Below are 21,423 nucleotides of genomic sequence, written 5' to 3' on the forward strand. Positions count from 1 at the left end.
TAAGGCTCAGAGCACTTTCTATTTTTCTTCCTTCCTCCACTTATCCCTTTTCCACTTGTTTTTTTGCTTTTGTGCTATTTTCTTTGCACAGGTTGGACAATATTTCGCCTTGTGTGAAGTCGATTTAAACATCTTTCCGCAACTACAGCACCCTCTATAAGTCTTTAAGTTATGTCTTAGATTCTCTAATAAAGTCTCCCCAAAGCACTCCCATAATGTTGATTTAAATTTGCTTTTCTTTTTATATAGATACTTAACCAAAACATCAGCGACATATTGCTCGTCTTCATGTATCTTCAGTAATCTGTCTTTAATGACCTTATAGACATAAAGTTTTTGTCCCGGCTTAATGTCTTCATCATTCATGAGCCATTTCTTGTTTTGGTCTAATCGTTTGTACTCACTAATAATCGCCTCGTCCAACTTAATCTCCTTGTTCTTGAGTAGGAAGCGATAATCGAACTTTCCTGCAACAGCTGCGAAATTAATTCGGTCAGAAGGGATAATGCAGTCTAACTTATTTACTGTGCTTTCATTAATTAACTCAACGCTATGTTCTTCTTTATCCTTTGCATTGATAAAGAAGTGAGGGACTTTATTTTTTATGTAATCTTTAATTTTTTCATCAACATGATCGGGACGGGTAGGCATGAATAAGGTTTTTGCAAAATCAATAGTAAAGTTATTTTCCATGCATAACCATTTGATCACATCCAGATTTATATTGTCGCTGTTCCATATCTTAGTGATGTTGTTGCTGTATTCCCCGATATTGATCCCATAAGCAAGAGTTAGTGCTTCATATATGTTCCTGCTATTAATCTCTTGTTTCTGTGCTACTGACATTTCATAATACAAAGGAACGATGTTCTCCATATTACGCTTGGCAATATTGACGATTAACTCATCAGAAATAATTAAGGCCTTATCCCCGTCATTGTCAAACTGCAGCAACTTAGATATCGGATCATGAATGCTTGTGTAAACACCTGGGGTAATAAACCACTTTTCATATTCCTCATCTTTTTTGTTCCACCTAACACCATGCTCTCTGAATAGGTGAGGGGAGCGGAGGATGTCAATATACCCTTCATCATATAAAGAACAATGGACATCATTTCCTGAAAGTAGTCCTTTTGGATTCTGGATATTCAGAAATAATTTTTCGCAGAAAGCATACAGATCAGGACATAAATATGTATAACGAGCACCATCCACAAGCAATTTTCCTGATTTGGCATCTTTAATCATGCTTTTCTTTTTATTTTTAATAATTTCTTTCGTGTGATCATCGTTAAGAAGTTCTGGATATAGAAGTAAAGCGTCCTGAAGAGCTGTCCGATGTTTCTTTTTCTCCGTAGCTCCAAGAACTCTTAACATGGTCTCTTTATCAGTTCCCAATGTGGTTATCTCTTTTACAGTCTTTGAGCTCATTTGAATTAATTCTTCATCGGAGATATCTGTAAGTGTCTGGAGCATTTGATAAGTAAGCTTTCCTTCAACAGAAGGATCTTCTGCGTTGAGTTTTGCCCCTAAGCATCCATATTTTTTATAATTGCCTTGATATTCTTCCCACGATGAATAATACTTCCACATTTTAAACTGACTTTTAGTGAAGATAATTTGAACATCATCTTTCACCATGTCCCATTCCTTGCCGTATATATCAGTTACTTTAAAAGCTTTGTTTTCCTCAGCAAATTTACGAAAATCAAAAGGGACTAATAAACCCTTTACCCATGGGAGTCTGACCATGAAGCTTTTACGACTTAGAATGGGGAGTATCATTCCGCAGCCATCTGTATGTTCAATGGGAATGTTCATTGTTTTTCGTGTGATCTCGTAGGTGTCTCGATCAATGTAGTCAACGAGACTCGACACATCAGTTTCTAAGTCGTTAACAACAATCGCTTTATCAATATCAATCTCCCAAGGGCTACTGGCACTGTTAGATAAGGCCATATAGCTATTCCATTTGTTAATGCTGCTCCCACCAAGGGAATTAATCTTTTCAATGCTCAAGCCACAGGTCAAAGCATCCTGATACTTATCGTAAGTGCTTTTTTTTATGAAACATGACTTCTTTGTGCGAATTTGACCCGCACTGCTTGTGAAATAAACGTATTTCTCATTGTTATGTAAAAATCCTTTGTCAATAATGTCTTTCAATACCTCAAAATGATAAGTCTGGACAACCATGATTTCTTCAGAAAGGGTGTTTTCTTTAATCCCGAGGGTTCGAGTTAACACTGAATCAAATAATGAAATCACTTTGTTGTCTCTTAAACTGTCAGTTCGAAGTGTTCTTATGTCATTATGTTCATCGAATGCGGAATAGAGGCATTCTTTAAGGTATGTAATTCTTTGCGAAATGTATTTCTTATGTCTATTATGTACACTATCTAATGTCTTAAGATAATCTCTGTATCTATAAGACTTCAAAATCCTATTATGTAATGAATTTTCTTTGTCATTATAAAATGCTGATGTGTCCACACTGTATATGTGAACTTGCTTAGACAATCCATCCTTTTTTCTTTTCAACCAATCCCCTCCTTATATTTTATTTTTACTCTAAAAGTGCTTAATATTCGCTATTAAGATATTGATTTACTAAACTTCGATATGTAAAGCTTTGTTTATTAATCTTTCCGTACCATTTGTAATCCTGATAAAGGTATTCTTCTTCGGGTGTTGCTGTCCCATCGACTACTTTTCCCTCAATAAACCCCATTAAATGACTAAATAAATACTGCTTTTTCATCTTACACCTCCATGCTATTTTATTTTTATTCTTAAAATGATTAAAATAAAGACCACTTCATGTGGTTGTGTTTTTATTATATATTTTATTTTTACTCTTGTAAACATAAAAATCCAAAGTTAATTGGATTTAATTTCGATTAATTCAAAAAGATCGTCAACTTTACAATTTAGAATATGTGCCATCAATAAAAGATTGTATGTACTAGGGAGGACGGTTGCAAATCCCTCGCTGTCATTTTTACACCATCTAGATATACTTGCTCTTTCAGCTTTTATTTGCTCTGCTAACCAGCCTTTTTCGATACCTTTGCTGCTTAGAAATGAATCCAACCTACTTTTAACCCTATATTCCATTTAAATCATCCTTTTGCTGTTTGAATAAATTTTATAAAATGACTGGTTTACATACAAGCAGAGTGTGATTATTTGCATTAAGATACAAAAATATTTGCATTTAAATGCAAATAAACAATATAATAATCGTATATCAACCAAGATATTTCAAAATCATCAGATATTAAGGAGGGGTTACATGGATACTTATTTTGATTCAGTCATTGACAACTTAACTCGAAATGATTTGTATATTCTAGGCTTATTAAGCGATGAAGGGGCTGATTTAAAGTTTAAATCAATTAGGAAAAAAACCATTCAAGCTAAAACTCAACTAACTGATGCTACTTTTAGAAAGAGCATTGATCGTCTGGAAGCCTTGCAGTTTATTAATATAGTGAAAAACAGTAAAGAGCATACAATTTTTATTACTCAATATGGTCAAGAAGCTTTGAGTTATCAATTAGAAGGGGAGAGGGTTTGATGTTTGGATTTATTGGAGTTGGTCAGGCCGGTGGAAGTGTAGCAGATGAAGCGATGAAGAGAGGATTTCATTCTGTCGCAATAAATTATTCACGTTCAGACCTTAATTCATTGGTCAATATTCAAGATAAGCTTCATCTGGTAGGGACAGAAGGAGTAGGTAAAGACAGAAGCGCAGCAGCGAAACATATGAAAAATAACTGGGAGTCCTCAATTGAGTTTATAAAGAATACAATGGAAAAACCTTCAGTACAAGTTATTTTTGTTGTTTTCTCTGCAGCTGGTGGAACCGGTTCAGGGGTAGCTCCTATATTATTAGAATTGTTAAACGAATGTCTTACTCATAAAACAATAGTTGCTGTACCAATCCTTCCTGACAACAATGAAGTATTGGTTAACCAGATGAATTCACTGGAGTTGCTTGATGACTTATCTATGCCAGAGACATGTGTTTTACCTTTGGATAATCAAATGGTTTTGAGTAAATACGAAGGAAAGATTTCTGAGAGTAGACTATACAAGGAAACAAACAAGAGGTTCCTTGATTTAATTGAAGTTTTGCTCAATTACACAGACAGAGGATCAAAAATCAGCACTTTAGACAGGAAGGATTTAAATCAGCTTTTTGATACACCAGGAATCATTACTATTGCTCAAACAGACCTCACTGAATTTACAAATGAGGGTAAGTATTTTGATAAGCTGCATGAAGATATACAGAAATCATGGAACAATTCGATATTCACTCCAGTTGAGTTTACAAATGTGATGAGAGCTGGAGTTATTCTGGATGTTCATGAATTCTTAACAGAGCATATTTCGTATAATGAGCTGTTTAATGTCTTTGATAACAAGATGCCCCTAGACTTATTTAAAGGACATTATGATAAAGGTAATAGGGCGATAACGATCCTTAGTGGATTAAACTGGATCAATGAGCGGATGAAGCGGTTAGATGATTTAATTGAAAATGGGAACACTGAGATTAAAGAAACAACTGTTTATAAAGCTAAGAATCGACGTAGAGAGGATTTATTTAAACCGAAGAAACTGGAGAACAGAGAATCGAAAAAGACCTCGTATATGGAGGCACTGAAGAGACTAAAGCGCTAATTTTAAAGGAGGCTGCCTACTAAGGTGGCTTTTTTATTTTGGTTTTTAATGACCCCCTTGGTGATCGTGAGCTAAAAAAGTGCTTATCGTAAATGAAGATCGGAAAGGGGTAATTAGTTGAAATAGCAATGTTTTAGGGCTGTCAAAGGGGACAGTAGGTGTTTTGTGATCGTAAAACGTAGGAAGGAGAGAGGGAAAGGTGTCGTTGAGTTAAAAGTCTGATGAAAAAGGGGAGAATGAGGGGTGGAAAAACATTGATATTATAGGCTTTTACGATAGCGATTACGATGCGAAATAGGGTGAAAAATGTGAAAGTGAAGAAATAAGCTTGGTGTGGAAATGGAAGTGCTAGGGGTACATTTGTTCCTGTTTTTTGGCCTTTAGATGTTAATACACCCCCTATATATTGGTATTGAATTCCCTATATAAGATACGTTATGTAGGGTTTTTATGATTTGTCTGATAAATTTGCAAAGCTAACACAATTCCAAATGAAAAACAATATTTATTTTTGAAAAAATAATAAAGCGGTCAATTTAAAAGTGAATATCCATTCATTAAAATAAATCGTGTGTATAACGAAAGGGAATGAATCGAAGTGTTATCTATCCTATACAATTTTCATCTAATCCACACACCTATTTTATATTCACTCTAATCATATTCCTTCATCTCATTACATCCACCATTATCTATCCTCAGCTTACCTAATCCTATCCGTTTCCTTCACCGCACATCATATATCCATCCCATAACACAATAACCATGCATCATCAGAAGCATTTTAATGTGCCTAGAATCGATTTTATTTTAATCATAGTATCATTTGGTATCCAATCCACACACACGCCTTATACAGCCTGTGAACACCATAAATAATAATCGCAAAATAATTTAAAAAAATCCATTTTAAGAGTAAAAATAAAATGACTTTGTAGGAAAAATGTGCTATAATAGAGTTATAGGAAAGGAGGTGTACATAGTGCTTGAAAAGGTGGGTATAACAATTGCTTTCCTTATTCCTATCACGGTTTTAATCATCAACTGTTTAACGATAGCTGAGAAGATTCAAAACCTGATGAAGAATAAGAAAAGCAAAAAGAAAAAGCGTACACGCAAGCGTCTCCGACCAGAGAGACAACGCAAACGTATACGCCGATAAACCTCTAAAGGGGATTAAGTTCCCCTTTAGTTACTACCCATATTATAACATGGACAAGCACATTGTAAACATGAAACGATTCTCATTATGGTTTACGAACATAACATTTATTGTTTTATTCTTATTGTTCCTCTTCATCAAAGATTACTTCAGCAGCGGAATACAGTCGCTTATTACAGGTATCTTCATAGTAACGTGTATCATCATCATTTTGCTATGGATCGCTTACTTTGTTATACGCCAAAAGAAGGTAAACAAATCTAGGTAACATCATGCTATACTAAGCTTATTAGAGGTGAGCGGAATGGAAAATCAGATCCTTGAAGCGATACAGCAACTTTCCAGGGATGTTAACACAATTAAGCAGGACGTTAAGGATATTAAAGAAACGGTTAAACGAATCGAAGAAAATGAACCTGAAGAGGTTGTATCCATGCTTAAGATTATTAACAAGAATATTGAAAGTGACCACCGATACAATGATAAGAAATTCTCTGGGCTTGAAAGACGTATTCATGATCTTGAAGAAAGAATCAACAATTGAATTTCATACATGAGAAGGAGCGGTAAAACATTTATCCGTTCCTTTATTTTTAATATTTAGGGGGAAGTCTATATTTATTATGAATAAAATTAAAATAATTGATTCGGTTATGGGGAGCGGTAAAACATCTGCAGCGATTAACAAAATGAATTCTGCTAGTAAAGAAGAAACCTTTATATTCATCACACCTTATTTAAATGAAGTTGAGCGCATAAAGAAAAGCATAAAGTCCAAACAATTTTTCGAACCTAAAGTAAAGAAGAAAGGTGATAAAACACAATATAAGTTTGAATCCTTTCACGAACTCTTATCACAGAATAAAAACATTGTGGCAACTCACAACCTTTTTAAAAACGCAAACGACGAGACAAAGGAACTTATACTTGCAGGCAATTACACACTGATATTAGATGAAGTCATGGAAGTAGTGGAACAATTACAGGTAAAGAAACATGATCTAACCACACTGTTTGATTCCAATCTGATTTATATTGAAAACGGTTTTGTCAAATGGAATGAAGAAAAAAAAGACTATGAAACACGATACGATGATATTCGAGATATGGCGTTAAATAACAATCTAATGTATTTCAAAGACAATATATTGATTTGGAACTTTCCTGCCGACGTATTCCAGTTATTCAAGGAAGTTTACATACTTACATATATGTTTGATGCTCAAATACAAAAATATTACTACGATCTGAACAACATTAAGTATCAAAAGTACAGTTCAGCTTACATGGATGGACAGTATGGCTTCATTGATCACCGTCCTGATTATGAAAGGAGCTTTAAGAAAGAGTTAAGAAACAAAATAAAAATATATGAAGGAAATCTAAACACAATAGGACAACTGGAGTTTTCACTGTCTTCTAATTGGTATAAAAATAAATCACCATACACCATCAAAAAGGTGAAGAACAATGTATTCAATTACTTTAATAATATTGTTAAGTCGTCAAGTGATGAAGCTATGTGGACGACTTATTCAGACCATAAGAACAGAATAAAGGGCAATGGGTATACAAAGGGGTTTGTCTCATGTAATGCACGTGCTACAAACGAGTTTAAGCATAAGAAACACTTAGCATATACAATAAACAGATATACGAATACTGTTCTGTATAATTATTTTAAAGAAAAGTACAGTATTACAATAGACCAGGACGCATTTGCATTGTCTGAGTTAGTGCAATGGGTATGGAGGTCAGCTATTAGGGATGGAGAAGAAATAACTTTGTACATACCTTCTTTAAGAATGAGGAAGCTGCTCACAAACTGGCTAGATACCTGATAAAGAGGACAAACCTCTTAAACTTAAAAAATAAGCCAGTCATATCAAGGGTTTTAGAGCCTAAGTCTTAAGGAGAACCAGAAAAATAATTAAATAAAAAATAATAAATTCGTCCGTAAAGAAAGTGCCTTTACGGCCGTCTCGTTTCAGCAAGCTGAACCTCGATAATATGTTTTTCTTTTTTTAGAATAAAAATAAAATAATTATTGAACATTTAAAGTGATCATGTTAAAATTAAATCAAGTCAAAGGATTACATACATTTAGAATAAAAATAAAATTATTATAAAGAATGGAGAGGTTGAAAATGACAGCTGTTTTAAGAATTAACGAAGAGTTAAACGGAATTGAACTTTATTTTGATAGTAAACCAGAACAAGAGGTTTTAACTCATCTTAAATCAAACGGTTTTCGATACTCTGGATTCAAAAAATGTTGGTGGAGCAAACGGACAGAAAAATCAATGCAGGTCGCTAATGGTGTCACTAAACAAGAAATCTCATCTTCTAAAACAATCACAAAAACCAAAAAGAAAGCTAAGGGTGTAAATATGAGTCTGTGGGATGCAACACAATGGAGTGAATTAGAAGTAAATAAGGAACAAGAAGTAAAAGAAATGGCAAAGGAAATAAGAAAGCATATAAGACAACGTTTCCCACAATGCAAATTCTCTGTTACTACTGGGGGAAGCTATTTACATAGCACTATTAACATCACAATCAAATCAAGTCCTTATGAAAAAGGCTCAGCTTATTTGACTGCGATTTATGATTATTGCAACAGTCTTTTAAACAATTATCGCCATTGCTACAGCCCAGCAGATCCATACACTGATTACGCAGGTAGTTACAATTTCTATGGTCGTGTTTCATTAGATTGGGAATACACAGTGACAGAACAAACAGAAGAAATTAAAGAAGATATGACACTGTTTGATTCAAAGATGGAAGAATTCGAAGAAGCCGAGAAAGCGAGAAAAGAAAAAGAACTTCAGGAATATTTAAAAGAGCAAGAAGAGCTTAAAAATGCTGAATATAAGAGACGGCAAGAAGAAGAAAAGAAACAAGCCAAAAATATCTATAGCAGCATTGTAGTAAAACAACTGAATGAAGATCAAGAGTATTTTGTTATTGATGCACAGTTTGCCAACTTAAACAAAAATCAAACACTTGATCAATATAAAGATGAGGTTGCTAAATGTGACTACAGACTTGAAAATGTGAAAATTACAAAAGAAGTACATTTCAATACTGAAGAAGCTTTAAACAACTTTTCTAACATGCTTTTAAATGATTTTGATTTTCTTGCGGAAACCGGTGGAAGCTTTACCGAAGACAACAGAATTAACTCAATGATTGATTATTACAATATGGACGATTTAGAAAAGAACACAGTCAAATGGAATTTATATGGCGTAGGAGTGTACTACGATGGGAAATTGCAATTTATTGTAGATGCTCAAGGCTATTCTTATGCAAGATATGTTGGCCTAGTGGATAATGTAAAAATTGAAAAGTCGATTACTCATAAGCAAGTAGTAAAAGAAGAAGAATTACAGGAGTTAAAACATCAGGCAGATAAGTTAGAAGACATTTCAAGTGCAGTTATTGAGGAATTAGATATATTTGTAACCTGGAATAATGAAGACTGGGACAAATATAAAACTTCACTCAAAGAAAAATTGAAATTGAATAATTTAAATTTGAGTAAAAATGTTATCCAACAAGCAGATACAGAAAAATTAAAAATTGCTTTATACAGAATTCTCCATGAAGTTGACAGCATTCAAGAACAATTTAAAAATGCTGATCTTGAAAAAGGTGAAAAATATACTCTGTTTTACATATCTGATCTTGGATCTTTAATTACTGAAAGAATAACATATGACAGTTACCGGCCAACTAAATATGCCCAATATGATAATGCAGTCAAGTTGACATACCGGCCTGAAAGTAAAAGAAAATTATATTATCGTCACTTCTATTCAGAAATGCTGATGTTCAAAGGCTGGCACTCGCTGCAGGAAACAGTATTGAATAATGTAGAGGTTAAACCAGAGGGGGCTAAAATAATTCACAGTAAGTACTACTCGTGTGACAAAAGACAATTTGACGAGGTTTTAAATTACTTAAATAATAAAAGCTTCAAACCAATAATCAACACGTATAAGCCTAATCTATAAACTCATGAGGGGATGGGAGAAGATATCATTTCCTCACCAAAGGGGAAATTAAAATGTTTAAAGATAATCCGGATTTTTATCCGACACCACCACAGTTAATCCGAAAAATGACATCTAAAGTGGAATGGAAGCACATAAACTCTGTTCTGGAGCCGTCAGCAGGCAAAGGGAATTTAGTAGAAGCTATTCACAATCAATTTAAAAACACCAGCAACTATAGAAGGAATTCGAAATATGACATTGAGACAATTGAACAAGATGAAAACTTGAGACACATACTTAAAGGAAAAGAGTACAGAGTAATAGCTGATGATTTTCTGACGTTTAGAACATACAAGAAATACGATTTGATTTTTATGAATCCACCTTTTAGCGACGGTGCTAAACACTTATTAAAGGCCATTGAGTTAATTGAGAAGCAACAAAGATCCGGCCAAATTGTTTGCTTGTTAAACGCCGAAACATTAAAAAATCCGTATTCAAATGACAGGAAATTTCTGATACGTAAGCTAGAGGAGATAAATGCAGAAGTTGAATACATTCAAAACGCTTTTTCGAACTCAGAGCGAAGCACAGAAGTTGAAACGGCGCTAATATACATAAGCATTGAAAAACAAGAATATAGCAGCGTTCTAATAGAAGAATTGAAAAAAGATGAGTCCCATAAAATTAGTGCCGATTATAAAGCAACACAGTTAGTGAATGCAGACTTTATAAAAGGAATTGTAGAACAGTTCAATTATGAAATCAAAGCGGGTTTAAAATTAATCAATGAATATAACAGTTTAAAACCATTAATGCTGCATAGTTTCAATGATGACAGTACTCCAATATTGAAGCTGCTAATTGATAAGAATACCGAAGAAAATGACATAGAGAATGCATATATAAAACAAATTAGGGCGAAGTATTGGAATACGTTATTTAACAATGATCAATTTATGGGGCTCTTCACAAGCAATCTGAAACAAAAGTATTTGCAGCACGTTGAGGAATTAAAAGATTATGACTTTTCTTTGTTCAATATCTATACATTAAGAATTCAGATGAGCAAAGAGATGACGCAGGGCGTAGAAGATACAATACTTAATCTTTTTGAAGAATTTAGCCACAAGCATTACTATGATGAATCCTCAAAAAATGTGCATTTATATAATGGGTGGAAAACAAATAAATCATATAAAATTAATAAAAAAATAATTATTCCATTGAACGTGTATAGCTGGCTAGATGGTCGGTATAATCCAACAGATTATAAGGTCTTAGAAAAGTTGAAAGATATCGAAAAAGTTTTCAATTATCTTGACAATGGATTGACAGAAGACATAAATATTGTTGAAACTTTAAAATTAGCTGAGCATTATGGGGAGACGAAAAAAATAGAGTTAAAGTACTTCTATGTAACTTTTTATAAAAAAGGGACATGTCACATCGAGTTTAAAGATATGGAAATTCTAAAGAAATTTAATATCTTTGGTAGCCAAAAGAAAAACTGGCTTCCTCCTTCGTATGGTAAGGTGAAATATCAGGATATGACAGCAGAAGAAAAAGACGTAATCAATAATTTTGAGGGTGCGCAATCTTACAATGAAACGGTAAATAACGCTTCTTATTATATCCTGGATACATCGAAGCTTCTCATGCTTACATCATAATAGCTTGAAATACACATTTTTAAGGATAAAAATAAAATAATCATTGATTATTTAAAATAGTCATGCTATACTTAAATCAAGTTAAAACAACAGCGAAGTATACATATTTTAAAGATGAAAATAAAATAACTAAAACAAAATGAAATGCATATTTTAAACAGAATGGAGAGGTTAAAATTGAAAAATACAAATCTGATGATCTTAGAAGCTGAAAGAGATCAAGCAAAATCACGATTAGTAAGTCAAATTGAAACAATTAAAAATACAATTGCGAATCTTGAAAGAAAAATAGAGAATAATGAAACGCTTTATGATCAAGGTGGATTGCAGGCTAGTGGAATATACCTAGATTCGTACTTAAATAAGCTAACAGCCTATGAAAGAGCAATCGAACAGATGACTTTAGCTCTAAAAGATGCCGAATAAAAACAATACTTAAACAGAATGGAGAGATTGAAGACATGACAACGAAAGTGAATATTATTGAAAAATTTGAAATATCCTCATAGATTTGCAAAACGAGATAATACATATGATTCTGAATATGTGCAGAGTACAATATTGAAAAGCAAAAGGCTGAAAGATTTTATAGAAAGGAAGATTATTGATGGGGAAAAATAAACTATTTAGTGAGGAAACCGTAACTGTTGACAATTGCCAATGCGTATATTGTGGTCATGTATTCAATGGTCGTAACGCTTGCAACGCTAATATGGACGTGCATACTGTTACGTGTCCAGAATGCAAAAAGGATATGGATGTTTATCTATCTATAGAGTATATATGTAGACCGTTAGAGGATTAAAAACTTAGTTCGTATATCGAATATAGATGACTTGGAGTTTACTTACAATAGTAGAGAGAATGGAGAGATTGAAATGATTTGTACTTGTAGTTCAAAAGAATGTAACGGAAAGGTTAACAGATACAAAATTTATTCACCTTCAAAAAACACTACATACCCAAACAGATTTTGGGGAATTTCAGATTACTGTGAAACACATAAAAAGGAAGATGAAGAGCAAGGATTTGTCTTGTTAGTTGCGAATGAAGAGTCAAAAACATTTGTATTATAGAATAAAACAACAATTTCTAACAGATAGGAGAGTGGAGAAACGTGACTGAGGAACAAGTAAAACAAGTTGTCAAAGAGAGTATCAGAGAAATGATTGAAGATGGGACTATTAAAATTGATACATACATCAGAGGGCAGCGTGTAGAGTTACTAATCTTTTTTGACGGCGATCTCATTCAGCATTCAGATTAGCAAGTAAGAATAGAACATAGTGCCTTGGAATCTGAATAAAACAGCAGTTTCATACCATCCCAAATAAGCAAATACCTGCCAAAAACAGTTGACTATTTAAAGTAGTCAATGTATAATAAAAGTATAGAAAAAATTGAAATGAGGGAACGAGAAATGAATACATTAGTCAATCAAATTAAAGAGATCAGCAACAATCAAAAAGAAGAGATTAACGGATACACAATCTTTAAAAGAAACCAAAATATTTGTACAGTATCTAAATTCGGCGAAGTGATGTTCGAAGGGACTCTAATAGAAGTTTCAGAGTATATAACAAAGAATAGACAGGACACTTTAAATAGTTTTTCTCAAAATGAAATAGAGACTCTAGCAGAAGCAATGGGAAAAGATAAGAGAACGATTTTGTTCGATATAGAAGATAGTCGAGTTACAACCGAACTATACCGTGAAAGACTTGCCCGTGTTATCTAGCTCCTCAGGGGGAGAATAAACCGCATTAAGCCCTGAGCGTTCCTGCTTATGCAGGAGGTTGTTAGTATTTTTAAATTCTTGAATGGGAGATGAAATAATTATGACAACTTTAAATGAAAACGTCCTTCAATTTTTACTGGATAATGGCTTTAAATTAAAAGAGTATGAAGATCAGGGGTTAACATTTTATTCAAAAGAAATAAAAGATAGTCAAGCTTTAAAAAAATTGATTGAGTATCATTATGAGATCGAAGAAGATGAAGATATTGTAGAAGGCGATACCACCTTTATAATGGAGATTCAAACAAATGGTGAGAATCCACAATGGCTTTTTACAGGCGACCATGACATGTTCGACATTCTTGACGATCAAGACGACTTTTTTGATTATGTAAAAGGGATTGAACGATTAATTAGGCCAACTGAGTAGCTAAAGAGAGGGGAAATATAATAACCATGAAGGTTAAAAAATTGATTGATTCATTGCAAGAGATGATGGACAAAGGGCAAATAACAGAGGAAACACAGGTTCTACTCAATACTTATGACGACTGCATGTACGAAGTAGCATGTGTTGAGCCACTGGGAGAGTTTATACAAATTGAAGCCTGGCAAATGAGAGAGCAAACAAACTTGGGTTTAAGCATTATGTCATTCATAATCCTAAAGATTATAGAGAAATTTTTAATAATACAGGCTTTGTTGTGGAACAGACGGTAAAAGAAAATGAAAAGACATCTGTTGTTTACGAAACAGAATGAAAAGGGGAGATAAAATGGATGAGCTACTGATCAAGTGTGAAGAGTGTGGGTATAAATGGATTGGCGATGACTTTGATGGAGATTGTCCATCATGTGAAAGCGAAAATATCAAAGTTATTGGATGAAACGTTAGTATTCCAAAGCCTATTTTAAATAAAAACACCATTTCATGCTAAACAGGATTCGGGCTGCCTACATAAGAACAGCCCTTGCAGTTAGCTCGCAATCCTTGTTTTGACTGGTTTGTTTTTCTTGATATTACGTAATTTAAGAGCGGGTTTTTCCACTATTCTGTACGAAAGAAATGCGATTGCAGCAGTGACAACAATTAGAACTATAATCAGCGGGTAATCTGATAGTGACTTATAAATTCCGGTGTACAAGAAGATGTTGATAATCACCATATGCCATATGAAAATTCCCATGCTGATATCGTCTAACCTGTTTAGCTGCCACAATATCTTCGGCCCATTGTATCCGAACCAGACGATCGCATAGCTCAAAGGGATAAACCATAAAAAACTCCATAGTGTACTGTTTATTGAACTGAGATGTAAAAGGTCAATTTTAAAGAATAAAAATAAAGTAACAGAAGAAAAAAATAAAACGATATGCTGCGGCGACTTATTCCATGCCTTTGCCCAGAAGATTCCCAACGTGAAATAAAACATTTGCGGCAGGAAAGAATGTAAGTATAGGTTACCGATAAGATTCCCAGGCAAGAACTTTAAAGTTACGAAAGAAACCAAAACACTTAAAGCGGAAACAGCAAAAGAACAAAGAATCATTTTCTTAAATCCGAAACGTTTAAATAACCAATAAATAGCTGGTAACACTAAGTAAAAGCTAATTTGAACAGGAATTGTCCAAAGTGAATCGTTAAGGCGACCTGTGCCAATATGATGGAATATGTCAGGGAAGTATTGAGGGTATAGCACAAGATTGCTCAGAAGCCATATCCAGTAATCTTTTGTAGTGAATACTGTTAATGAAAGAGCTCCTAGAACAATTAACAGTACCGTGGAGGTAATAGCATAGGTGTATATTGCGGGTGCGATCCTGATAATTCGGCTCCAATAAAAATCGTTTATATTGTTTCCTTTAAGCTTGGATCTCTCATAAGAAGTGAAAAGGAAAAATGCGCTTAGAAAAAAGAAGATTGATATACCGGTGTGAAACATTGCTTTACTCTCTGGAGTATAACCAAAGACAGAAATGTTTAGATCTCTTGTAGCATGACCAACTAACACACATAGAGCAGCAAACAGCCTGATAACAAAGAAACAGTTAGAATGCTTTACGTTCATTTTAAAGAACCTCTTTCCTATACCGTATGGCGAATAAGCAGTAAGGCTGCCTATAAGCAGTGATGATTATATCATAAAAATGGAAGAAATGTTCTTTAAAATGAATATTTTTGTTCTTTATATAATTTTTTGTGTGGTTTATGATGATATTGATATATATAGACACACATAGATACTCATAGATACATGTATATCTTGCTGTATCACGGTGAACACAGATAAAGAAGGAGTTTCATTTCCTAGGCTAAGTACCGATATAAATCATGGAAAAGAAGCAGGAAGGAAAATACAGAAAATTATGAGGTAGGTTTGGAGATGTGAATATTTTAATTTTACCCAGGAGGAGATCTTATTAAATTTATGGCTGAAAAATAAGAATAAATATAAAATAAATTATTGACTATTTTAAGTAGTCGTTGTATACTTAATTTACAAGATGAAAATAAAATTATCGAATGGGAGAGGTCAACATGACAAAATATAAACTTTTCTATGGCGTGGGCGGTTCAATAAACGATATCACAAGAGATGAAGAAGCTTTTGATTTTGATAGTTATGACGAGGCTATTAATATTGCTAGGCAGCAAGCCTTTGAAGCGTTTGAAGATTACGAAGTGATTTGTAGAGTATTAAGTGTTGAAGAAAGAATGCAACAAGAAGGTTTAACAGAAGAAGAGGCCATTGCTGAGTACGAAGAAGATGTCGAATCTTTTATTGAATATGGCGCAGAAGAAGTAAAATAAAAAGTCTCTGTGATGACATCCTATTATAGACCACCCCCTTTTTTAAATGTAGTATAATTTGGAAGAAGGGGGTGGGGAAATGAAAAAGTTAGGTTTGAGCATTGCTGCTGTGTCTTTAACTTGGTGTTTGAGTAGCGGAAGTACTTTGGCCAAGATTACAAAAGATGAACATAAGGTCAGCTTTAAAATGACTGAGAATGAAACGGGCTTTTTTATGGCTGATGACACCAATCTCGAGTATTGGCCAACTAAGTTGGGATACAGGTTCACCATTTACAATGCTGAAGGTTGTACATTAAATTTTAAACTCCAAAGAATTACACTGGCAGGTTATGATTTTACTCTAAGTGAAAAGAATTTCACGGGAAATCATTTGAACTTGAGCGCAGAGGATAAGGTGAATGGTGATGCAAACAGGAATCATTACTTAAGTATCACAAAAGGAACCGGCTGCGGTGACGTCTGGATTAAAGGCTTTTATGGATTCGAACATGATGAGCCGGATGATGATTGGTAAGTTTAATACATAGTCAAGGTATATCCTTGACCTTTTTTATGGATATAATGATAATTTAAAGTGATCATACATAATGAATGTGGGGTAGTTAAATTGATTAAATCAAATTTAAAGCCGATATTAGACGAAAGGAATATCAGTATTCGAAAGCTGTCCAATGATATTGACCATGGTTTTAACACAGTTAGAAAGCTTTATCATGATGAAATGGAGCGGTATCCAAGAGACCTCTTAGATAAAGTCTGTTCCTATTTAGATATTGAGCTACATGAGCTGTTGATTTATAAAAAAGATGAAAAAGATATTGATCACTTAAAGTGGTCATGATATACTAAAGTTACAACAACAGTAAATAATTACAAATTTTCTGGGTCTACATAAAATCGTACTTTTAATCAGAAGGGAAGTGACACTATGATAGTGGCTCATTTAATAGGTGGAAATGAAATAGAAGGTATTAGTAACGGGGTTGTAATCATTAACGGCGTAAAGTTAGACGCGAGCTATGAGGATTTAGCTTCTGTCTGCGGGAGTATAGAATTGGGAGATTTAAATACAAGTATTACTATTCATAGAAGTAGTGAAGATGTACTAAGAGATTATATTAAGTTGGTGCAAGATTTTGAGGCCGAACTAGGTGAAGAATTTGTAATTGACAATCATTTAACAGCAGAAGTTCGTTGTAGCACATATCAAGTTAATTTTGAAGATAAAACACTAACATTGATAATTGATACATATGAATAAAATGTTGATTGACTATGAGTGATGGAGAGTTTACTACGAAACGAACCTTGGTAAGTTAGTTGCAAGGGAATAAATTAAGGATGATTCTTTATAAAATCATTCTTTCATCTTGATTAAAAAAGGAGAGTGCATAATGTATAGATTCATTTCAGAATTGAATTTAGACGACTCGACAATTCAAAGGATGGATGAATCCCAAAGCTTTAAGTACATCGGAAGTTTTTATATGTATGATCCCCAGCAAATCGAATTACAAATCCCAGAAGGAGAATCATCTTCGCTCAGTGATTTAGCCTATTTAAGTTTTAATTCTTATGACTGTGAAAACCAAATGATTGCGGATATGAAAAGGGAATTCACAGAAGAAAAGTTATTAAATATTTTTAATTCTGAGTGTCCAGAAACAGCTTTTAATGACGCTGCTTCAAGAATCATTGAAAAATATAATTAAGGTGGGTTTTAATTGGCTAGTGATAAAGAATGGGTTAAAATAAGCGAACTTTCTGAAGAAGAAAAACAAAGCTTGACTGCCGGTACTGCAGTTCTGCTGCATGATAATTACTATAATGGGTCGTCAGAAAAAGCTTCCTTGATAAGAAAAAAAGGTTCTCAAGGAAGACTAGAAGACAAGTATTACGAATTGAAAGGCCAAATGGTTAGAATTCTTTTCGGAAGCAGAAGCTTAAAAGTCCCTTCTTCTTTATTATCTGTTCCAGTTGCAATCGACAGGGAACAGGAAGTCGAACTAAATCTTTCACCAGTCCAAATTGTTAAAGTTATGAAGTCATTAGAACTGTTACTAGACTTAGACAAGGAAGAATTTAAGTTTAACCGAGATGAGATTGCCCTATTATTGGGACAGCTAAGTGAAAATCTAGATAGTAATGGTATTGATCCTGACAGAGTACTGAACGAGCTGTTCTCAAGGATTGATTTAGTTACAAAAAACCAGTCTTTAAGGGAAAGGTCAGATACTATATGAAGAAAAGATTGCAAGTATTTATATCCTCTACATATACAGATTTAATTGAAGAAAGACAAGCAGCTGTTGAGGCTGTTCTTAATGCAGGTCATATCCCTGCTGGCATGGAGCTGTTCAAATCTGGTGATAAATCTCAAAAAGAGACAATAAAAAAATGGATTGATGAATCAGATGCTTATATGTTAATTCTAGGAGGAAGATACGGAACAATTGATCAGGAATCAGGTAAAAGCTATACACATTGGGAGTATGATTATGCAGAAATTTCCGGGAAGCCCAGATTTTCAATCGTAATTAATGATATCGCTCTTGATGAAAAAGTAAAAGAAAAAGGACAAGATGTTTTAGAAAGAGAGCATCATAAAGAATACCGAGATTTTAAAGATACTGTATTAAGTAAAATATCTAAATTTTATAGTGATATAAAAGATATTAAACTGGCAATATATGAATCACTTAAAGAATTTGAAAAAGACGAAAACTTAGTCGGATGGGTTTCTGGTAGGGATGTTGGAAGGTTGATTGAAATAAAAGAAAAAAATCATACATTACTAAAAGAAAACATGAGCCTCAAGGAAAAAGTGGTGCAATTAGAAGAGAAAATAAAAAAGGATTTAGAGTTTAATGGCTATTCTTATGAAGAGCTGCAGGGATATTTACAAAATGAATTAATTTCTCTTCCTGATGATATAAACATAGCTGTAGGCGAAATCTCAGCCCTGGATTTATTCCTTAAATCAGCAAAAATATTTTCAATTGGCTATGAACACAATTCTAAAACAGGAAAAGTTACTTCTTTTATTCATTATAAATTAACACCTATTTTGCTGAATTTTGGACTTGTAGAAAAATTAAAGGTAGGGACTAAGATAAAATTTCAATTTTCCGAATCCGGACATAAATTTATTCTGAAATTAGAAATGGATAATTTTCAAAGTGAACGCTAATAAAACTACGATTTTAAAGGGAGAGGGAGGACATATGGCAGCCAAAATGATAACTGTATGGTACAAATACGATGATAAAGGAAACGAAGCCAAACTGAATCATATTGAAGATGGATGGATGAACGGAGAATACCCAAAGCCTTTAGATCCGTCATTCACCAGTCAAGAAGCATGGAAGAAGAGTACGTGGGAAAGGAAACATGCTTACTTAGATGAACAATATCGAGTATTGAGCGTTCCACAAGCAAATTGGATTAAATAATGCGAGCTTGGGAGGGGAGTATACATGATAAAGGTTTACACAATAGGTCATGAGATACCAGAAAAGATTAAGTCCTGCATCACTGAGTGGAATTATTGGTCTTGGATTGCTGCATCAAATAGTGAAAAGGGCAATAAAAGTGCAAAGCGGCTTATTGAAAAGATTGAATCGGATCCAGACAAAATTGCGGAATATAAAACTGAAGACGGAATTGAAGTATATGTAAGCTACATGATTCCAGTGAAATAAAAAAGAGCATTTAAATGCTCTTCTTCATACCACACCTACGACACTCGCGCAAAAACACACCACTTTTCACTGAACTCTTGAATAAAGCGTAATCACAGTTGTCACAGCGTCCATATTTAACATCGGGATACTCCTTATAATCATATACAACTGTTACATCGTAGCCATTAGTCTCAAAATCTTTCTCTTCCATTAAATTTCACCTACACAAAGTATTTAACACTACTATAATACCAGACGATGTATATAAGGAGGGTTTTAATTTGATTGGAATAGCATATTTCTTAATACTCTGGCTTGGTGTTGGCTTTCTAACGGGATTTAAGGCCTTATTTGTTGATCAGGTTTATGATGAAGAGTTTAAGCAGGAACTGATTGATTCATTTTCACCAGGTATGGAGCAGAATATGATTGAACTTTTCTTTAAGAATAAAATAAATATCATGGTGTTTTACATATTAATTGGATTGCTGCCACTGGCCATAAAAATTGCTGGTCTGCTGAAGAGGAGTTAGCTATGCCGGTTATCGATAACTTTTTTGTTATTCAATTTGAAAATGATGATTACTTCAAGTCATTTAAATTAGATGGAAGTGGTTATAAGACATCTAAGGGGCTTCATGGCGCTTCTAAGTTCACTACAATGTCAGAAGCTTTAGTGATCGCAAACGAGCTACATACAGAGTTTAAAGCCACTTCTGCTATAAGACAAATTGAAGTTATTACTAGGTAGGGGGCGTTTTGTTGTACTGGATCGAATGGATTGAGGATGGGGAGAAGAAAAGTATCGTTGCGGACGGATGGATTGAATGGGCAACAATCCTGGAAGACCTTTATCAGCAGCGATTTGAGTATGTTGAATGGAAGAGACTTTAAATTTGCAAATGCAGTCTCCACTATAAAGATTATTATTGCATTATGCTTTTTTAAAATTAACTAAGAGGTGAGATCAATAGATTCTTTGGATTCAATTAAGTACCCACCGCGGAAGGCATATAAATTTATGGAACCTCAATGGTTAGAGAAATTGAAACGAGATAGTAAGTTTTTTATAAATCATCTTAATAACTATCCAGAAGAGGTTTATGGCAATGCCATTGGAGATGACTTAGAAGGTCATGCATCAAAGAACATCTTATTAGAGGATTACACATTGGGTAGTTTAAAGAATAAACGACTCGAGAAAGAATTGAGACCACTTGCACTTGCCTCGCCAGGGTCAAATATCTTTATTAACGATTTTGAATTTGTATCCCGGCATTTTGATGTTAATCAATATGTCTATTGTTTAACTTTTGATTACAGTGAAAAAATTAGAAAAGAGTTTGGCGGGGCAGTCCTTATAATAGAGGATTTTTATGGCTTCTCATATTGGTTAAACAGAAAAATGGAGAAGCGGGGGAATAGTTTAAGTGCTTGGGACAAATGTCAATATGTTGATTCTAGAGCGGTCAAATTTAGTCAAAAAGATCAAGACTTTAGTCTATATCCAGGATTAATTAAAGATAGTAAACATTCGGAACAAAAAGAATTTCGATTCTTATGGAGACGAAATGATGACTTATCAATTACACAACCCATTTTTGATTTATATGTACCAGAAGCATTAAAGTATTGCAGGTTTGAATTTTGAATC

At 33.8% G+C, this 21,423-nt stretch carries 29 protein-coding genes; 24 read left to right on the forward strand and 5 right to left on the reverse strand.

The genetic code is table 11. The features are described 5' to 3' along the window. Nucleotides 1–18: 18 nt before the first annotated feature. The 3 genes from NYE36_RS09505 to NYE36_RS09515 all read right to left on the reverse strand — a co-directional run bounded on the left by NYE36_RS09505 (nt 19) and on the right by NYE36_RS09515 (nt 3,120). Entirely contained in the window at nt 19–2,544 is a 2,526-nt protein-coding gene (locus tag NYE36_RS09505) for a hypothetical protein (protein ID WP_327973098.1), read from the reverse strand. A 40-nt stretch (nt 2,545–2,584) separates the two neighbouring features. Beyond that, complete coding sequence (locus NYE36_RS09510; RefSeq protein WP_014417885.1) at nt 2,585–2,764, reverse strand: hypothetical protein; 180 nt, start codon at nt 2,762–2,764, stop codon at nt 2,585–2,587. A 119-nt stretch (nt 2,765–2,883) separates the two neighbouring features. After that, nucleotides 2,884–3,120: a helix-turn-helix domain-containing protein gene (locus NYE36_RS09515; RefSeq protein ID WP_327973100.1), complete on the reverse strand. Its 237-nt coding sequence runs from the start codon at nt 3,118–3,120 to the stop codon at nt 2,884–2,886. A 178-nt stretch (nt 3,121–3,298) separates the two neighbouring features. Between NYE36_RS09515 and NYE36_RS09520 the strand changes: the two genes are divergently transcribed. From NYE36_RS09520 to NYE36_RS09570, 11 genes are all read left to right on the forward strand, one after another. After that, complete coding sequence (locus NYE36_RS09520; RefSeq protein ID WP_124692900.1) at nt 3,299–3,583, forward strand: hypothetical protein; 285 nt, start codon at nt 3,299–3,301, stop codon at nt 3,581–3,583. Continuing rightward, nucleotides 3,583–4,695, forward strand: a complete 1,113-nt coding sequence (locus NYE36_RS09525; RefSeq protein WP_205164303.1) for a tubulin-like doman-containing protein — start codon at nt 3,583–3,585, stop codon at nt 4,693–4,695. The genes NYE36_RS09520 and NYE36_RS09525 overlap by 1 nt, the downstream gene beginning before the upstream one ends. Before the next feature lie 982 nt (nt 4,696–5,677). Continuing rightward, a complete protein-coding gene (locus NYE36_RS09530; RefSeq protein WP_053574273.1) occupies nt 5,678–5,857 on the forward strand; it encodes a hypothetical protein in 180 nt (59 codons plus the stop codon). 304 nt (nt 5,858–6,161) lie between these two features. Next, nucleotides 6,162–6,401 carry a hypothetical protein gene (locus NYE36_RS09535; RefSeq protein ID WP_327973102.1) on the forward strand — a complete coding sequence of 80 codons (240 nt, stop codon included), beginning with the start codon at nt 6,162–6,164 and terminating at the stop codon, nt 6,399–6,401. 79 nt (nt 6,402–6,480) lie between these two features. After that, on the forward strand, nt 6,481–7,698 hold the full coding sequence (locus NYE36_RS09540) for a hypothetical protein (protein WP_342496896.1): 1,218 nt from the start codon (nt 6,481–6,483) through the stop codon (nt 7,696–7,698). Nucleotides 7,699–8,004: 306 nt separating this feature from the next. Beyond that, on the forward strand, nt 8,005–9,879 hold the full coding sequence (locus NYE36_RS09545; RefSeq protein WP_174747226.1) for an LPD29 domain-containing protein: 1,875 nt from the start codon (nt 8,005–8,007) through the stop codon (nt 9,877–9,879). A 53-nt stretch (nt 9,880–9,932) separates the two neighbouring features. Further along, nucleotides 9,933–11,534, forward strand: a complete 1,602-nt coding sequence (locus NYE36_RS09550) for a DUF4942 domain-containing protein (RefSeq protein WP_197200331.1) — start codon at nt 9,933–9,935, stop codon at nt 11,532–11,534. A gap of 177 nt (nt 11,535–11,711) precedes the next feature. Beyond that, nucleotides 11,712–11,960 carry a hypothetical protein gene (locus tag NYE36_RS09555; protein ID WP_327973105.1) on the forward strand — a complete coding sequence of 83 codons (249 nt, stop codon included), beginning with the start codon at nt 11,712–11,714 and terminating at the stop codon, nt 11,958–11,960. Nucleotides 11,961–12,651: 691 nt separating this feature from the next. Beyond that, nucleotides 12,652–12,801 (forward strand): hypothetical protein, encoded by a 150-nt coding sequence (locus tag NYE36_RS09560; protein ID WP_327973106.1) that lies wholly within the window; start codon nt 12,652–12,654, stop codon nt 12,799–12,801. 153 nt (nt 12,802–12,954) lie between these two features. Beyond that, nucleotides 12,955–13,272 (forward strand): hypothetical protein, encoded by a 318-nt coding sequence (locus tag NYE36_RS09565; protein ID WP_215532389.1) that lies wholly within the window; start codon nt 12,955–12,957, stop codon nt 13,270–13,272. A gap of 100 nt (nt 13,273–13,372) precedes the next feature. Beyond that, nucleotides 13,373–13,702: a hypothetical protein gene (locus tag NYE36_RS09570; protein ID WP_215532388.1), complete on the forward strand. Its 330-nt coding sequence runs from the start codon at nt 13,373–13,375 to the stop codon at nt 13,700–13,702. Between the two features lie 546 nt (nt 13,703–14,248). On the opposite strand, the gene NYE36_RS09575 is transcribed toward NYE36_RS09570, so the two are convergent. Continuing rightward, nucleotides 14,249–15,340, reverse strand: a complete 1,092-nt coding sequence (locus tag NYE36_RS09575; RefSeq protein ID WP_342496897.1) for an acyltransferase — start codon at nt 15,338–15,340, stop codon at nt 14,249–14,251. A gap of 470 nt (nt 15,341–15,810) precedes the next feature. On the opposite strand from NYE36_RS09575, the gene NYE36_RS09580 reads away from it, so the two are divergent. From NYE36_RS09580 to NYE36_RS09620, 9 genes are all read left to right on the forward strand, one after another. Further along, nucleotides 15,811–16,083, forward strand: coding sequence for a hypothetical protein (locus NYE36_RS09580; RefSeq protein ID WP_113766192.1), 273 nt, complete (start codon nt 15,811–15,813; stop codon nt 16,081–16,083). Nucleotides 16,084–16,162: 79 nt separating this feature from the next. Beyond that, complete coding sequence (locus tag NYE36_RS09585; protein WP_095353117.1) at nt 16,163–16,600, forward strand: hypothetical protein; 438 nt, start codon at nt 16,163–16,165, stop codon at nt 16,598–16,600. Between the two features lie 93 nt (nt 16,601–16,693). Further along, nucleotides 16,694–16,927, forward strand: coding sequence for a helix-turn-helix transcriptional regulator (locus NYE36_RS09590; RefSeq protein ID WP_205164311.1), 234 nt, complete (start codon nt 16,694–16,696; stop codon nt 16,925–16,927). 87 nt (nt 16,928–17,014) lie between these two features. Next, nucleotides 17,015–17,347, forward strand: coding sequence for a hypothetical protein (locus tag NYE36_RS09595; protein WP_342496898.1), 333 nt, complete (start codon nt 17,015–17,017; stop codon nt 17,345–17,347). Between the two features lie 133 nt (nt 17,348–17,480). Continuing rightward, entirely contained in the window at nt 17,481–17,798 is a 318-nt protein-coding gene (locus NYE36_RS09600) for a hypothetical protein (protein ID WP_327973119.1), read from the forward strand. Nucleotides 17,799–17,810: 12 nt separating this feature from the next. Further along, nucleotides 17,811–18,329, forward strand: coding sequence for a hypothetical protein (locus tag NYE36_RS09605; protein WP_327973121.1), 519 nt, complete (start codon nt 17,811–17,813; stop codon nt 18,327–18,329). Further along, nucleotides 18,326–19,276: a DUF4062 domain-containing protein gene (locus NYE36_RS09610; protein WP_327973123.1), complete on the forward strand. Its 951-nt coding sequence runs from the start codon at nt 18,326–18,328 to the stop codon at nt 19,274–19,276. The genes NYE36_RS09605 and NYE36_RS09610 overlap by 4 nt, the downstream gene beginning before the upstream one ends. Before the next feature lie 34 nt (nt 19,277–19,310). Next, nucleotides 19,311–19,538 (forward strand): hypothetical protein, encoded by a 228-nt coding sequence (locus tag NYE36_RS09615; protein WP_327973125.1) that lies wholly within the window; start codon nt 19,311–19,313, stop codon nt 19,536–19,538. Between the two features lie 24 nt (nt 19,539–19,562). After that, nucleotides 19,563–19,787, forward strand: coding sequence for a hypothetical protein (locus NYE36_RS09620; protein WP_327973126.1), 225 nt, complete (start codon nt 19,563–19,565; stop codon nt 19,785–19,787). A 10-nt stretch (nt 19,788–19,797) separates the two neighbouring features. Here the strand turns inward: NYE36_RS09620 and NYE36_RS09625 are convergent, their stop codons facing one another. Next, nucleotides 19,798–19,980, reverse strand: coding sequence for a hypothetical protein (locus NYE36_RS09625; protein ID WP_014417903.1), 183 nt, complete (start codon nt 19,978–19,980; stop codon nt 19,798–19,800). A gap of 70 nt (nt 19,981–20,050) precedes the next feature. On the opposite strand from NYE36_RS09625, the gene NYE36_RS09630 reads away from it, so the two are divergent. The 4 genes from NYE36_RS09630 to NYE36_RS09645 all read left to right on the forward strand — a co-directional run bounded on the left by NYE36_RS09630 (nt 20,051) and on the right by NYE36_RS09645 (nt 21,420). Continuing rightward, a complete protein-coding gene (locus NYE36_RS09630; RefSeq protein WP_014470146.1) occupies nt 20,051–20,302 on the forward strand; it encodes a hypothetical protein in 252 nt (83 codons plus the stop codon). A 2-nt stretch (nt 20,303–20,304) separates the two neighbouring features. Continuing rightward, on the forward strand, nt 20,305–20,520 hold the full coding sequence (locus NYE36_RS09635) for a hypothetical protein (protein ID WP_053574292.1): 216 nt from the start codon (nt 20,305–20,307) through the stop codon (nt 20,518–20,520). 11 nt (nt 20,521–20,531) lie between these two features. Beyond that, the gene (locus NYE36_RS09640; RefSeq protein ID WP_226565875.1) at nt 20,532–20,663 is read left to right on the forward strand and encodes a hypothetical protein; all 132 of its coding nucleotides are present in this window, start codon (nt 20,532–20,534) and stop codon (nt 20,661–20,663) included. A 127-nt stretch (nt 20,664–20,790) separates the two neighbouring features. After that, nucleotides 20,791–21,420, forward strand: a complete 630-nt coding sequence (locus tag NYE36_RS09645; protein ID WP_327973130.1) for a hypothetical protein — start codon at nt 20,791–20,793, stop codon at nt 21,418–21,420. Nucleotides 21,421–21,423: the final 3 nt, after the last annotated feature.

It is taken from the genome of Bacillus sp. FSL R5-0593 (assembly GCF_038603755.1).
Lineage (GTDB): Bacteria > Bacillota > Bacilli > Bacillales > Bacillaceae > Bacillus > Bacillus velezensis.

Coding starts and splice junctions, on each gene's coding strand:
- NYE36_RS09510 (WP_014417885.1), bottom strand. CDS start 2,764: ATGAAAAAGCAGTATTTATTTAGTCATTTAATGGGGTTTATTGAGGGA.
- NYE36_RS09515 (WP_327973100.1), bottom strand. CDS start 3,120: ATGGAATATAGGGTTAAAAGTAGGTTGGATTCATTTCTAAGCAGCAAA.
- NYE36_RS09520 (WP_124692900.1), top strand. CDS start 3,299: ATGGATACTTATTTTGATTCAGTCATTGACAACTTAACTCGAAATGAT.
- NYE36_RS09525 (WP_205164303.1), top strand. CDS start 3,583: ATGTTTGGATTTATTGGAGTTGGTCAGGCCGGTGGAAGTGTAGCAGAT.
- NYE36_RS09535 (WP_327973102.1), top strand. CDS start 6,162: ATGGAAAATCAGATCCTTGAAGCGATACAGCAACTTTCCAGGGATGTT.
- NYE36_RS09540 (WP_342496896.1), top strand. CDS start 6,481: ATGAATAAAATTAAAATAATTGATTCGGTTATGGGGAGCGGTAAAACA.
- NYE36_RS09545 (WP_174747226.1), top strand. CDS start 8,005: ATGACAGCTGTTTTAAGAATTAACGAAGAGTTAAACGGAATTGAACTT.
- NYE36_RS09550 (WP_197200331.1), top strand. CDS start 9,933: ATGTTTAAAGATAATCCGGATTTTTATCCGACACCACCACAGTTAATC.
- NYE36_RS09565 (WP_215532389.1), top strand. CDS start 12,955: ATGAATACATTAGTCAATCAAATTAAAGAGATCAGCAACAATCAAAAA.
- NYE36_RS09570 (WP_215532388.1), top strand. CDS start 13,373: ATGACAACTTTAAATGAAAACGTCCTTCAATTTTTACTGGATAATGGC.
- NYE36_RS09575 (WP_342496897.1), bottom strand. CDS start 15,340: ATGAACGTAAAGCATTCTAACTGTTTCTTTGTTATCAGGCTGTTTGCT.
- NYE36_RS09580 (WP_113766192.1), top strand. CDS start 15,811: ATGACAAAATATAAACTTTTCTATGGCGTGGGCGGTTCAATAAACGAT.
- NYE36_RS09585 (WP_095353117.1), top strand. CDS start 16,163: ATGAAAAAGTTAGGTTTGAGCATTGCTGCTGTGTCTTTAACTTGGTGT.
- NYE36_RS09595 (WP_342496898.1), top strand. CDS start 17,015: ATGATAGTGGCTCATTTAATAGGTGGAAATGAAATAGAAGGTATTAGT.
- NYE36_RS09600 (WP_327973119.1), top strand. CDS start 17,481: ATGTATAGATTCATTTCAGAATTGAATTTAGACGACTCGACAATTCAA.
- NYE36_RS09610 (WP_327973123.1), top strand. CDS start 18,326: ATGAAGAAAAGATTGCAAGTATTTATATCCTCTACATATACAGATTTA.
- NYE36_RS09615 (WP_327973125.1), top strand. CDS start 19,311: ATGGCAGCCAAAATGATAACTGTATGGTACAAATACGATGATAAAGGA.
- NYE36_RS09620 (WP_327973126.1), top strand. CDS start 19,563: ATGATAAAGGTTTACACAATAGGTCATGAGATACCAGAAAAGATTAAG.
- NYE36_RS09625 (WP_014417903.1), bottom strand. CDS start 19,980: ATGGAAGAGAAAGATTTTGAGACTAATGGCTACGATGTAACAGTTGTA.
- NYE36_RS09635 (WP_053574292.1), top strand. CDS start 20,305: ATGCCGGTTATCGATAACTTTTTTGTTATTCAATTTGAAAATGATGAT.
- NYE36_RS09645 (WP_327973130.1), top strand. CDS start 20,791: ATGGAACCTCAATGGTTAGAGAAATTGAAACGAGATAGTAAGTTTTTT.